Annotated in this window: 10 protein-coding genes; 8 read left to right on the top strand and 2 right to left on the bottom strand. The window is 64.1% G+C overall.

What is annotated here, in order from left to right:
• Positions 1 to 9: 9 nt before the first annotated feature.
• Positions 10 to 432 (bottom strand): RNA polymerase-binding protein DksA, encoded by a 423-nt coding sequence (gene dksA / locus RBB16_RS13570; RefSeq protein ID WP_071690150.1) that lies wholly within the window; start codon positions 430 to 432, stop codon positions 10 to 12.
• A 184-nt stretch (positions 433 to 616) separates the two neighbouring features.
• Between dksA and RBB16_RS13565 the strand changes: the two genes are divergently transcribed.
• From RBB16_RS13565 to RBB16_RS13545, 5 genes are all read left to right on the top strand, one after another.
• Positions 617 to 1,459 carry a MoxR family ATPase gene (locus RBB16_RS13565; RefSeq protein WP_306046683.1) on the top strand — a complete coding sequence of 281 codons (843 nt, stop codon included), beginning with the start codon at positions 617 to 619 and terminating at the stop codon, positions 1,457 to 1,459.
• 122 nt (positions 1,460 to 1,581) lie between these two features.
• On the top strand, positions 1,582 to 2,037 hold the full coding sequence (locus RBB16_RS13560; RefSeq protein WP_306046682.1) for a GNAT family N-acetyltransferase: 456 nt from the start codon (positions 1,582 to 1,584) through the stop codon (positions 2,035 to 2,037).
• Positions 2,038 to 2,041: 4 nt separating this feature from the next.
• Complete coding sequence (locus RBB16_RS13555) at positions 2,042 to 3,421, top strand: DUF2927 domain-containing protein (RefSeq protein ID WP_306046681.1); 1,380 nt, start codon at positions 2,042 to 2,044, stop codon at positions 3,419 to 3,421.
• A 10-nt stretch (positions 3,422 to 3,431) separates the two neighbouring features.
• On the top strand, positions 3,432 to 3,599 hold the full coding sequence (locus tag RBB16_RS13550; protein ID WP_158514321.1) for a hypothetical protein: 168 nt from the start codon (positions 3,432 to 3,434) through the stop codon (positions 3,597 to 3,599).
• Between the two features lie 12 nt (positions 3,600 to 3,611).
• Positions 3,612 to 4,796 carry a VWA domain-containing protein gene (locus RBB16_RS13545; protein WP_306046680.1) on the top strand — a complete coding sequence of 395 codons (1,185 nt, stop codon included), beginning with the start codon at positions 3,612 to 3,614 and terminating at the stop codon, positions 4,794 to 4,796.
• Here RBB16_RS13545 and RBB16_RS13540 read toward each other — a convergent pair.
• Positions 4,793 to 5,704 carry a LysR substrate-binding domain-containing protein gene (locus tag RBB16_RS13540; RefSeq protein ID WP_306046679.1) on the bottom strand — a complete coding sequence of 304 codons (912 nt, stop codon included), beginning with the start codon at positions 5,702 to 5,704 and terminating at the stop codon, positions 4,793 to 4,795. The genes RBB16_RS13545 and RBB16_RS13540 overlap by 4 nt on opposite strands.
• A 95-nt stretch (positions 5,705 to 5,799) precedes the next feature.
• Here RBB16_RS13540 and RBB16_RS13535 point away from each other — a divergent pair, with 95 nt between their 5' ends.
• The 3 genes from RBB16_RS13535 (at position 5,800) to RBB16_RS13525 (ending at position 11,898) form a co-directional block, all read left to right on the top strand.
• Complete coding sequence (locus tag RBB16_RS13535; protein WP_306046678.1) at positions 5,800 to 7,320, top strand: trimethylamine methyltransferase family protein; 1,521 nt, start codon at positions 5,800 to 5,802, stop codon at positions 7,318 to 7,320.
• A 117-nt stretch (positions 7,321 to 7,437) separates the two neighbouring features.
• Positions 7,438 to 9,414, top strand: a complete 1,977-nt coding sequence (locus tag RBB16_RS13530) for an FAD-dependent oxidoreductase (protein ID WP_306046677.1) — start codon at positions 7,438 to 7,440, stop codon at positions 9,412 to 9,414.
• Between the two features lie 18 nt (positions 9,415 to 9,432).
• Complete coding sequence (locus tag RBB16_RS13525) at positions 9,433 to 11,898, top strand: FAD-dependent oxidoreductase (protein ID WP_306046676.1); 2,466 nt, start codon at positions 9,433 to 9,435, stop codon at positions 11,896 to 11,898.
• Positions 11,899 to 11,900 lie beyond the last annotated feature (2 nt).

The following is an 11,900-nucleotide window of genomic DNA, read 5'->3' as shown; positions in this document are numbered from 1 at the left end:
CGGCAGGTTTCAGTCGTCGCGATGGACCTTTTCGCGCCGCTCGTGGCGTTCCTGGGCCTCGAGGCTCAGGGTGGCAATCGGGCGGGCATCCAGACGCTTGAGCGAGATCGGTTCCCCGGTCTCTTCGCAATAGCCGTATTCGCCTTCGTCGATGCGGCGCAGGGCCGAGTCGATCTTGGCAATCAGCTTGCGCTGACGATCGCGCGTGCGCAGTTCCAGCGCCCGGTCGGTCTCCTCGGATGCGCGGTCGGCAACGTCGGGAATGTTGCGGGTATCGTCCTGCAACACGGCAACGGTGCCACGGCTTTCGTCCAGCAGCTCGTTTTTCCAGGTCAGCAATTTGCGGCGGAAATATTCGAGCTGTCGCTCATTCATGAAGGGCTCGCCCTCGGCGGGACGGTAATCTTCAGGCAGAAAGACTTCGGCTTTCATTGTGCTCCCCTAAAAGGGACCGGGGCGGGCGTGTCCGACTCACATGGGGCAAACCCCCCCGGTCGCATTGCCGCCCGATTACTAGAACGCGCCCCCCTTGTCACCCCATGTAATGCCCGCTTGCCGCCCGGAGAGGGCGTGTTATGGTCGCGCCCGCATCCGGGCAAGCTATTGAGGCGTTTCAATGAAATTCGACGGAACGGCCACCTATGTGGCAACCGAAGACCTGACCGTAGCCGTGAACGCGGCGGTGACGCTGGAGCGTCCGCTGCTGGTAAAGGGCGAGCCCGGAACGGGAAAAACCGAATTGGCACGGCAGGTTGCGGGCGCGCTTGGCCTGCCGATCATCGAATGGCACGTGAAATCCACGACCCGCGCGCAGCAGGGTCTCTATGAATATGACGCGGTCAGCCGCTTGCGCGATTCTCAACTGGGGGATGAGCGCGTTCACGATGTTGCGAACTATATCCGCAAGGGCAAGCTGTGGCAGGCCTTTGAAACGGAAGGCAAATGCGTTCTGCTGATCGACGAGATCGACAAGGCCGATATCGAGTTTCCGAACGACCTGTTGCAGGAACTCGACCGGATGGAGTTCTTCGTCTACGAGACCGGCGAAACGATCCGCGCCAGGACCCGGCCTATCGTCATCATCACCTCGAACAACGAAAAAGAACTGCCCGACGCCTTTCTGCGGCGCTGTTTCTTCCACTATATCCGCTTCCCAGATCTGGACACGCTGAAACAGATCGTCGAGGTCCACCACCCCGGCATCAAGCCGCGCCTGCTGACCGAGGCGCTGACCCAGTTCTATGAAATCCGCGAACAGCAGGGGCTGAAGAAAAAACCCTCCACCTCCGAGGTGCTGGACTGGCTGAAACTGCTGCTGGCCGAGGATCTGGACCCGGAGGATCTGAAGCGTGACGGGGCCAGTGCGCTGCCGAAACTGCACGGGGCGCTGTTGAAGAACGAGCAGGATGTGGCGCTGTTCGAACGGCTGGCCTTCATGGCGCGTCAGCAACGGCGTTAGGCCCGCAACCAGGGATTGCCCGCAGCTTTCCCCGACTTCGCTTGCACAGCTCCCGATTTGTGCCACAATCGACCCCTAGCTCTGGTTCCAACGAACAGAACAATAAACATGAGGCCGCAAGGGTGAGCACAAACCTGGAGATCCGCATGATCCGGCAAGAGGATCGTGCCCACTGGGCCCCGCTATGGCGGGACTACCTGGCCTTCTACAAGACCGAGCTTCCAGACAGCACCTATGACGCGACCTTTGCGCGCTATGCGGACCCCACCGTGACCGACATGCGCGGCTGGATCGCGTGGAACGGAGAGACCCCGGTGGGCCTCGTTCATGCCATCGCCCATGCCCATGGCTGGCGGCCAGAGCCGGTGACATATCTGCAGGATCTGTTCACCACCCCTGCCGCGCGCGGACAGGGCGTGGCGCGGGCGCTGATCGAGACGGTCTATGCGGATGCCGATGCAGAAGGACGCCCCGCCGTCTACTGGCTGACCCAGAGCGGCAATGACAAAGCCCGCGCGCTTTATGACAAGATCGCGACAGCGACCGATTTCATGGTCTATCGGCGCGCGACGGGGTGAGATGATGTTCAAGAAAACCGCTCTCCTCCTGTCCGCCGCCGTCGTCCTCGCCGCCTGTGAACCGGGTAACCTGTCGGATGTGCCGGGCCGTCTGGAAACCACGATCCCCAATGCGTTGCCGCCCATGTCGATGTTCGGCACGCCCAACCCCACTCCGCCAACGCGATCGAACGCCGCGATCGCGCGCGACTTCCTCGATCTGAGTTTCCAGATGGAAAGCGGGCGGCTGATCCCGGTTCTGTCGCGGTTCGAAGGCCCGGTGACCGTGGCCGTCGCCCCCGGCGCGCCGCCGACCCTGTCGCGCGATCTGGACAGGCTGATTGAGAGACTGCGCAGCGAAGCGCGGATCGACATTTCCCGCGTGCCCCATGGCAGCACCGCCGCGTCGATCACCATCGAGACCCTGCCGCGCGCCCGGATGCAACGCGCCGTGCCGCAGGCGGCCTGTTTCGTGGTGCCGCGCGTCTCCTCCTGGGACGAGTTCCGCGCCGCGCGTGGCAATTCCCGCACGCTGGACTGGACGACGCTGACCACCCGCGAACATGCCACGGTCTTCATCCCCAACGATGTCAGCCCGCAAGAGGTGCGCGATTGCCTGCACGAGGAAATCGGCCAGGCGCTTGGTCCTCTGAATGACCTCTACCGGCTGCCGGACTCGATCTTCAACGATGACAATTTCAACGCGGTGCTGACCGGCTTCGACATGCTGATCCTGCGGGCCTACTACGACGGGTCGCTGCGGTCCGGCATGACGCGGGAAGAGGTCGCCGCACGCCTGCCCGCGATCCTGTCGCGGCTCAATCCCGCAGGCAACAGCGCCACGGCAATCGCCCCCCGCCCCATCGACAGGGACTGGATCCTGGCCATCGAAGAGGCGCTTGGCGGGCGGCAGCCGGTCCCCGCCCGCATCGCCGCCGCGCAACGCGCCGTGGCCATCGCCACCAACCAAGGCTGGCGGGACACGCGGCTTGGCTTTTCCTATTTCGCGCTTGGACGGCTGGCCCTGTCACGCGATGCAGAGACCTCCGTGACCGCCTTCATCGCCGCAGGGAACAATTTCCGCAGCATCGACCCCGAGAGTATCCAGAGCGCCCATGTGAACATGCAGCTTGCCGCCTTCGCCCTGTCCACGGGCGACGGCGCGCGCGCGCTGACGCTGGTCAACGAGGCCCTGCCCGCCGCGACGCGGGCCGAGAACGCCTCGCTTCTGGCGACGCTTCTGATGATCAAGGCCGAAGCGCTGGAGATCGAGGGCCGCATGTCGGAAGCGGCATCGGTGCGCCTCGACTCGCTTGGATGGGCGCGCTATGGCTTCGGGCGGGATCAGGATGTGCGCGCCCGGCTGACCGAGGTCGCCGCCCTGTCCCCGCAGAACCGGAGTTGAGGAGAGCGACTTGGTAAATCTTCTGGGGCTCGTCATCGGGGCCGCGCTTGGCGCATTCCTGGCCTGGCGGCGCAAGGGCGACCGCATGGACATCCTGCATTACGCGGGCGTGCTTGGCCTGATCGGACTGATCGTCGGCACCTTCGTGGGTGTCTTCCTGCTGCGCGGCGGAAGCTGACGGGGGCGGCGCATGTTCCTGCCCTTCTTCGACACGCTCCGCGCGGCCCGCATCCCGGTTTCAGTCCGCGAATACCTGACCTTTCTGGAGGCCGTGGGCACCGGCATGGTGACCTATGACCTTGACGGGTTCTACTACCTCGCCCGCGCCGCGATGGTGAAGGATGAACGCCACCTCGACCGGTTCGACCGCGCCTTCGCCCATGCCTTCGGCGGGTTGGAACAGATCACCCCGGAACAGGTGATGGAAGCGGCCGAGATCCCCGCCGAATGGCTACAGAAGCTCGCTGAAAAGCACCTGAGCGCCGAGGAAATGGCCGAAATCGAGGCGCTTGGCGGGTTCGAAAAGCTGATGGACACGCTGCGCGAGCGGCTCAAGGAACAGGAAGGCCGCCACCAGGGCGGGAACAAGTGGATCGGCACCGCCGGCACCTCGCCTTTCGGGGCCTATGGCTACAACCCCGAGGGTGTGCGCATCGGTCAGAAGGAAAGCCGCCATCAGAGGGCCGTGAAGGTCTGGGACAAGCGCGAGTTCAAGAACCTCGACGACAGTATCGAACTGGGCACCCGCAACATCAAGGTGGCGCTCAAGCGTCTGCGCCAATGGGCGCGCACCGGGGCCGAGGAAGAGCTGGACCTCGACGGCACGATCCGCGCCACGGCGGAACATGGCTACCTAGACGTGAAGACACGGCCCGAACGGCACAATGCGGTGAAGGTCATCCTGTTTCTCGACGTGGGCGGCAGCATGGACCCCCATATCCGCGTGGTGGAGGAACTGTTCAGCGCCGCCCGGTCCGAATTCAAGCATCTGGAACATTACTACTTCCACAACTGCCTTTATGAAGGGGTGTGGAAGGACAATGCCCGCCGCTGGACCGAGCAGATCCCGACGCAGGAAATCCTGAACACCTACGGGTCTGATTACAAATGCATTTTCGTGGGTGACGCCGCCATGTCCCCCTATGAGATCGCCATGCCCGGCGGCGCGAACGAGCATTGGAACAAGGAAGCCGGACAGGTCTGGCTGGACCGCGCCCGCGCCCAATGGCCAAACCACATGTGGATCAACCCCACGCCGGAACCGCATTGGCGCTACACCCAATCCATCAAGATGATCCATGACATCTTCGAAGGCCGCATGGTGCCGATGACGCTGGAAGGCATCGACCGAGGCATGCGGGAGCTGGGGCGCTAAGCGGCGTCGCGGGTCTGCGCCAATATCCAGTCGCGGACAAGCTTCGCGTCGTCCGACAGGGGGCGGAGCCTGGACCACACCAGGTAGAACCCGGTGCCCGAGCACCAGCTCCAGTCCGGGCGGGCGGCCAGAAGGCCCTGATCGACCAGCCCCGTGACGATGTGATGCCAGCCGAAGGCAAAGCCCTCGCCCGCCATCGCCGCCTGAAGGACAAGGGCGTAGTCGTTCAGGCGCAACCCGCTGGACGGCACCTCGGCACGGATGCCGAAATGGGCGAACCAGTCGCTCCAAACCGGGCGTTCGCGGATCGGTTCTTCCAGATGGATCAGGCGCTGATGCAGCAGGCCGGGGATGCCTTTCAGGTTGACCGCCGCCGCCATCACGCGGGGCGCGGCAACGGGGTAGATCCTTTCCCTGGCGATCAGAACGCTTTCACAATCGGGCCAGTTGCCATCCCCGCGACGCACGGCGAGGCTGATATTCTCGGCATAAAGATCCGGTTCCCGATCGCTGGTCTGAAGACGCAGGTCGATCTGCGGATGCGCCGATTTCAGCGCCGCGAGGCGGGGCATTGTCCAGTGATTGTTGAAGGCGGTCGAGGCGTTAAGGGTCACGTAATCCCGGCGTGATAAATGTTGGATCGCCGTTGCCGAATGCGCAAGCTGTTCGAACGCGCGCGAAACATCCGAGAACAGCCGTTCCCCTGCCGCCGTCAAGGTGACCCTGCGATGCCCGCGCAGGAACAAGGCGACGCCAAGCCGATCCTCCAGCGCCCGGATCGTGGCGCTGACGGCAGGTTGCTGAACGTTCAACTCCTCAGCCGCACGGGTGAATGACCCGCTGCGGGCGGCGGCTTCGAACACCATGAGATGGCGCGGTGAACAAAGCTGATCCCAGAGATTTCGCATAATCTGAGATTATCCAAAACATCACCCTTTTCAAGCGTCACAAAGGGTCTTGTCATCGCTAGCCTACATCTGAAACGATTTCAGAGGGGCCCGCCATGGCCAGACGCTCTCGCCCGAACCGCAACCGAAGCGCCGGCTCCGGCAGCTCCCCCGCCTCGCCGCATATCCGGCGGGTGCTGCCTTTCTTCGACGTGCTGGACGAGGACCAGATCGAAAAGCTGGAGGCGCAGGTCGACTGGATCCTGCAGGATGTGGGCATCGCTTTCCGCGATGATCCCCAGGCGATTGCGCTATGGCAACGCGAGGGCGCGCGGGTCGAGGGCGACATTGTCCGCGCTCCGGCGGACTGGATTCGCAGCCTCTGCGCGAAGGCCCCCAGCCAGTTCACGCAGCTGGCCCGCAACCCCGAAAGATCCGTTATCATCGGCGGTGCAAATCAGGTCTTCGCGCCCATCTACGGCGCCCCCTTCGTGCGCGATCTGGAGGGCGGGCGGCGCTATGGCGACATGGCCGCCTTCCGCGATCTCGTGCGGCTGACCTACATGCACCCGAACCTGCATCACGGCGGTTTCGTCACCTGCGAACCCTGCGACGTGCCGGTCAGCAAGCGCCACCTCGACATGCTGCTGGCGCATATGACGTTGTCAGACAAACCCCACCTTGGCGCGATCACGGAAATGAGCCGCGCACAGGACAGCGTCGATATGGCCGAGATCGTCTTCGGTGCCGATGTGATGGCGCAGAATTGCGTCATCATGGGCAACGTCAACACCAACTCGCCCCTGCTGGTCGACAAGGTGGTGACCGAGGCGATCCGCGTTTATTGCGGGCGAAATCAAGGGATTGTCGTGGTTCCCTTCATCCTGTCCGGCGCCATGGGGCCGGTCAGCACCGCCGCCAGCGTCGCCCAGGCCATGGCCGAGGCGATGATGGTCTGCGCCTATGTGCAGCTGGTCCGCCCCGGTGCGCCCTTCGTCTTGGGGAACTTCCTGTCGTCCATGTCGCTGAAGTCCGGCGCGCCCACTTTCGGGATGCCGGAACCGGTGATGTCGAACTACGCCATCGGCCAGCTTGCGCGCCGCGCGGGGCTGCCTTTGCGCTGTGGCGGGTCGCTGACGGCCTCGAAGATCGAGGACGCGCAGGCTGCCTATGAAAGCGCCGACTCCATGCATTCCACCATGCTGGCGGGGGCCAATTTCGTGCTGCATTCCGCGGGCTGGCTGGAGGGCGGGTTGTGTACCGGCTTCGAGAAGCTGATCATGGATGCGGACCGGCTTGGCGGCTACCAGAAGCTGCTGTCACAGGGGTTGGATGTGTCCGACGAGGCCATGGCGCGGGATGCCTATGACGAGGTCGAGGCCGGTGGCCATTTCCTCGGCTGCGGGCACACAATGCGCAATTATCAGACGGCGTTCTATGAGCCGAAACTGAGCGACAGCGAGAATGTGGAAAGCTGGGAAGAGGCCGGATCGAAAGACATGCGCGCCCGTGCTCATGAACGCTGGACCGGGATGCTGGAAAGCTACGAAGCCCCGCCCATGGACGACGCATTGCGCGAGGAGCTGGAGACCTTCGTGGCCAAGCGCAAGGAGGAGCTGCCCGATGCGTGGTACTAGGTTAACCCTTTTTTTACGCATAAGTTCAACTGATCTGAATGCGCGGAAAACAGGGGGGTGCCCCCCGTACACCCCCTGTACACCCCCCGTGCACCACCTGTGCAGACGGAACCGCCCATGACCGCCTTTCCCCGCCTCACCAGCCCGCTCGACCTGCGCCACAAGACCCTGCGCAACCGGATCACCTTTGGCGCGCATACGGCGAACATGTCGGCAAACGGATTACCCGGCGATCAGTTCGGGGCCTACCTGCTGGAACGCGCTTTGGGCGGCGCAGGGATGATCGTGGCCGAACCTGTTCCGGTGCACCGGACGGGCGTGCTGACGCGAGGCAATTTCCTGGCGGAGGATGATGCGGTGATCCCCGCCTTCCGCCGTATATTGGAGCCGGTGAAAGACGCGGGCGCGGTGGTGTTGCAGCAGCTTTACCATGTCGGTCAGCACGGCGATTCCGACCTCAGCTATCAGCCGCATTGGGGGCCATCCGGGCGGCCCAGTTACCATGACAGCGACGGCAGCCACGCGATGACCGGGGCCGAGATCGAGGAGATGATTGCAGCCTTCATCGCCGCCGCCCGGCGCTGCCAGCAGGCGGGCTTTGACGGGGTGGAAATCTGGGCCGCCTATCATTCGCTGCTCGACCAGTTCTGGACACCGTGGAGCAACCGGCGGGATGACCAATGGGGCGGGTCGCTGGACAACCGCACGCGGATGTCGATGCGGATTCTGGAGGGCATCCGGCGGGCCTGTGGCGACGATTTCATCGTCGGCATGTCGGTCAGTTATTCTGACAGCTATGCGGTGAGCCTCGGGATTGACGAGTTGACCGAAATCCTCGCGCTGCATGACGCGACGGGGCATCTGGATTACGTCAGTTGCGGGTCGGGCGGCTATCTCGATTTCGAGAAGCTGATGCCGACATTTGTGCTTGGCGAAAAGCTGACCGTCCCGGCGACGGAGGTGTTCAAGCGCGAACTCAAACACGCGAAGGTGCAGGCCGAAAGCGGGATCAGGACGCCCGACAATGCGGAAAGCGTGATCGGGTCCGGGCAAGCCGATCTGGTCTCCATCGTGCGCGGGCAGATCGCCGATCCGCACCTGGCGCGGAAGGTTACGGAGGGCAGGCCGGAGGACATTCGCGGCTGCATCTCCTGCAACCAGATGTGCTGGGGCCGCCGGTCTCGGGACTACTGGATTTCCTGCCTCGTGAACCCGTCCGTCGGCCGCGAATACCAGTGGGGCGGGGACCGGTTTACGCCTGCCGAGGTGCCGAAAAAGTTGCTGGTCGCGGGCGCGGGCCCTGCCGGGCTGGAAGCCGCGCGGGTGGCGGCCGAGCGCGGACATTCGGTCGAGATCCACGAGGCGGCGGCGGTCATTGGCGGGCAGTTCCGGCTGGCGGGCGAACAGCCGCGGCGGGGGCAGATCACGGACCTGCTCGATTGGTATGAGCGGCAGTTCGACAGGCTCGGGGTGCGGCTGCATCTCAACAGCTTCCTCGATGCGGAGGACGTGCGGGCGATTGGCGCGGATGTGGTCGTTCTGGCCACCGGATCGCTGCCCGACGAGGAGGCGACGCAGCGCTGGCTGCCGCAGCTTGGCCCCCTGCCGGGCCTTGCCAATGGACATGTTTACGCCGCCGAGGACGTGATGCGCCGCGATGCGCGCCTTGGCGATCATGTGATCGTGCTGGACGAGGGCGGCAACATGCGCGGCGTCGGCACCGCCTGGCATCTGGCCGAGGCGGGCAAGCAGGTGGTGCTGGTCACGCCCGACCCGTTCGTGGGCAAGGAACTGGCGCGGACGAGCGCCGACATCCCGATCCGGGCGCGGCTGGCGCGGCTTGGGGTCGAGATGCTGACCGAACACGGCATTCTGGACTGGCGCGGCAACGGGGCGCTGCTGCGCAACCTGCTGGACGGGTCCGAGCGTGAGATCGCCAGTTCCGCCCTTGTCATGGCCACCACGAACCGCGCCTTCGACCCGCTGTCGGGGGAACTGTCCGACCTCAACCCCATTCTCATCGGCGACTCACAGGCCCCGCGCCAGGCGCCGTGGGCTTTTTACGAGGGCCGCAAATGCGGCCGCGACATCTAATCAGACAGGAGCACCGACATGCCCGAGATCCAGAAAGACGACACCGCGACCGGCAAACCCCTGCCCTCCCATGCCAAGGTGGTGGTGATCGGGGGCGGCGTGGTGGGCTGCTCGATCCTGTTCCACCTGGCCAAGTTCGGCTGGAAGGACGTGGTCCTGCTGGAACGCGATGAGCTGACATCCGGGTCAAGCTGGCATGCGGCGGGGCAGATCCACACCATCAGCTCGGACCCGAATATCAGCCGTCTTCAGGGCTATACCATTGATCTTTATAAAGAGATCGAGGAGACCAGCGGCCATTCCGTGGGCCTGCACATGACCGGTGGGTTCTACGCGGCCTCGACCAAGGAATGGTATGACTATCTGAAACGCGAACGGTCCAAGGCGCGGTATATGGGGCTGGATCAGGAGTTTATCAGCCCCAAGGAACTGGCCGAGCGGCATCCGCTTATTGACACCAGCCAGTATTACGCGGCGCTTTGGGACGATCAGGATGGCGATCTCGACCCCTCGGGCGCGACCTATGCCTTTGCCAAGGCCGCCCGCGTGCATGGCGCACAGTACTTCACCCATTGCGGCGTGACCGCGACCACGCAGCGCCCCGACGGAAGCTGGGATGTGACCACGCCCAAGGGCGTCATCAACGCCGAGATCATCGTCAATTGCGGGGGTCTCTGGGCGCGGGAAGTGGGGCATATGCAGGGGCTGCACATCCCGGTGCAGCCGATGGAGCACCACTACCTGATCACCGAGGCGATCCCCGAGATCGTCGAGCGGATGCAGCCCGGTGGCGCAGGCCGCCTGCCCTGCGGCATCGACTACGAGGCGAATATCTATTTCCGGCAGGAACGCCAAGGGATGCTGCTTGGCACCTATGAGCCCAAGGGCACCCCGTGGAAGGTGGAGGGCACGCCCTGGACCTTCGGGCATGAGCTGCTGCAACCCGATCTGGACCGCATTGCCGACCGGCTGGAACTGGGGTTCGAACGCATCCCGGCGCTGGCAAATGCCGGGATCAAGGACGCGATCAACGGCCCCTTCACCTTCGGCCCTGACGGCAACCCGATGATCGGACCGGTGCCGGGCATGACCAACTATTGGTGCGCCGTGGGCGTCATGGCGGGCTTCTGTCAGGGCGGCGGTGTCGGGCTGACCATGGCGGAATGGATGATCGACGGCGAACCCTCGATCGACGTGTGGGCCATGGATGTGGCGCGCTTTGGCGATTGGGCGACGCCCGACTGGGGCACGGTGAAATCGACCGAGAACTACGAGCGCCGCTTCGTGATGACCTTCCCCAATGAAACCCTGCCCAAGGGCCGTTTGCAGAAGACCACCGCGCTCTATGACCGGCTGGTCGCCAAGGGCGCGCGGATGGGTCAGGGCTTTGGGCTGGAAAACGCGCTTTGGTTCGCGGACGGGCCGGACGATGCCCATGAAGAACCGACATTCGAGCGCAACCGGTCGCATGACTACGTGGCGCGCGAGGTGAAGGCCGTGCAGGAGGCCGTGGGCGGCATCGAGATCGCCAACTTTGCCAAGCATGAGGTCAAGGGCGCGGGCGCGCGGGCCTGGCTGGACCGCATCCTTGCGGGATACGTGCCGAAACCCGGTCGCCTGACCCTGACACCGATGCTGACCCCCAAGGGGCGGCTTTACGGTGATCTGACCGTGGCCTGTCTGGCCGAGGATCACTTCATGCTCTTCGGCTCGGGCGCCATGCAGGACGCGCATCGCCGCTGGTTCGAGAAGGACCTCCCCGCCGATGTGTCTTACGCCAATGTCTCCGATGACTGGCACGGGATTGCCCTGTCTGGTCCCAAATCTCGGGAACTGTTGCAGCGGATCACCCGCGATGACGTCAGCGCCGAGGCCTTCAAATTCCGCGATCTGCGCCAGAGTTTCGTGGGCGGTGTGCCGGTGATCCTGAACCGGATTTCCTTCAGCGGTGAACTGGGCTACGAGATCTATTGCAAACCGCAATACCTGCTGCGACTGGCCGAGGCTATCGAGGCGGCGGGCGCCGATCTTGGCTATCGCTGGTACGGCGCGCGGGCGTTGATGTCCATGCGGCTGGAAAAAGGCTGGGGCGTCTGGACGCTGGAATTCCGCCCCGATTTCGATGCGGTGGAAAGCGGCATGGATGCCTTCATCAACTGGAAGAAGGATTTCGTGGGCAAGGAGGCGACGCTCGCTGCGCGCGAGGCCGGGCCGAAACGGCGGCTGGTCACCATGGCGATCGAGGCCGAGGGGATCGACGTCACCAATGATGAGGCGGTGCTGAAGGATGGCGAGGCCGTGGGCTATGTGTCGTCGGGGGGCTATGGCCACCGAACGGGCCAGTCGCTCGCCATGGGATATGTCAACGCCGAGCACGCGGTTCCGGGATCGGAGCTGGAGGTCGAGATCCTGGGCGAGATGTACAAGGCCCGCGTGCTGGACGGCCCCAGCTACGACGCCAACGGCGCGAATATGCGCGGCTAGTT

Source organism: Nioella sp. MMSF_3534 (assembly GCF_030732985.1).
GTDB lineage: Bacteria > Pseudomonadota > Alphaproteobacteria > Rhodobacterales > Rhodobacteraceae > Nioella.
The sequence above is the reverse complement of the archived record's forward strand: the minus strand, read 5'-3'. Positions and strand labels throughout refer to the sequence as shown.

Coding starts and splice junctions, on each gene's coding strand:
- dksA (WP_071690150.1), bottom strand. CDS start 432: ATGAAAGCCGAAGTCTTTCTGCCTGAAGATTACCGTCCCGCCGAGGGC.
- RBB16_RS13565 (WP_306046683.1), top strand. CDS start 617: ATGAAATTCGACGGAACGGCCACCTATGTGGCAACCGAAGACCTGACC.
- RBB16_RS13555 (WP_306046681.1), top strand. CDS start 2,042: ATGTTCAAGAAAACCGCTCTCCTCCTGTCCGCCGCCGTCGTCCTCGCC.
- RBB16_RS13545 (WP_306046680.1), top strand. CDS start 3,612: ATGTTCCTGCCCTTCTTCGACACGCTCCGCGCGGCCCGCATCCCGGTT.
- RBB16_RS13540 (WP_306046679.1), bottom strand. CDS start 5,704: ATGCGAAATCTCTGGGATCAGCTTTGTTCACCGCGCCATCTCATGGTG.
- RBB16_RS13535 (WP_306046678.1), top strand. CDS start 5,800: ATGGCCAGACGCTCTCGCCCGAACCGCAACCGAAGCGCCGGCTCCGGC.
- RBB16_RS13530 (WP_306046677.1), top strand. CDS start 7,438: ATGACCGCCTTTCCCCGCCTCACCAGCCCGCTCGACCTGCGCCACAAG.
- RBB16_RS13525 (WP_306046676.1), top strand. CDS start 9,433: ATGCCCGAGATCCAGAAAGACGACACCGCGACCGGCAAACCCCTGCCC.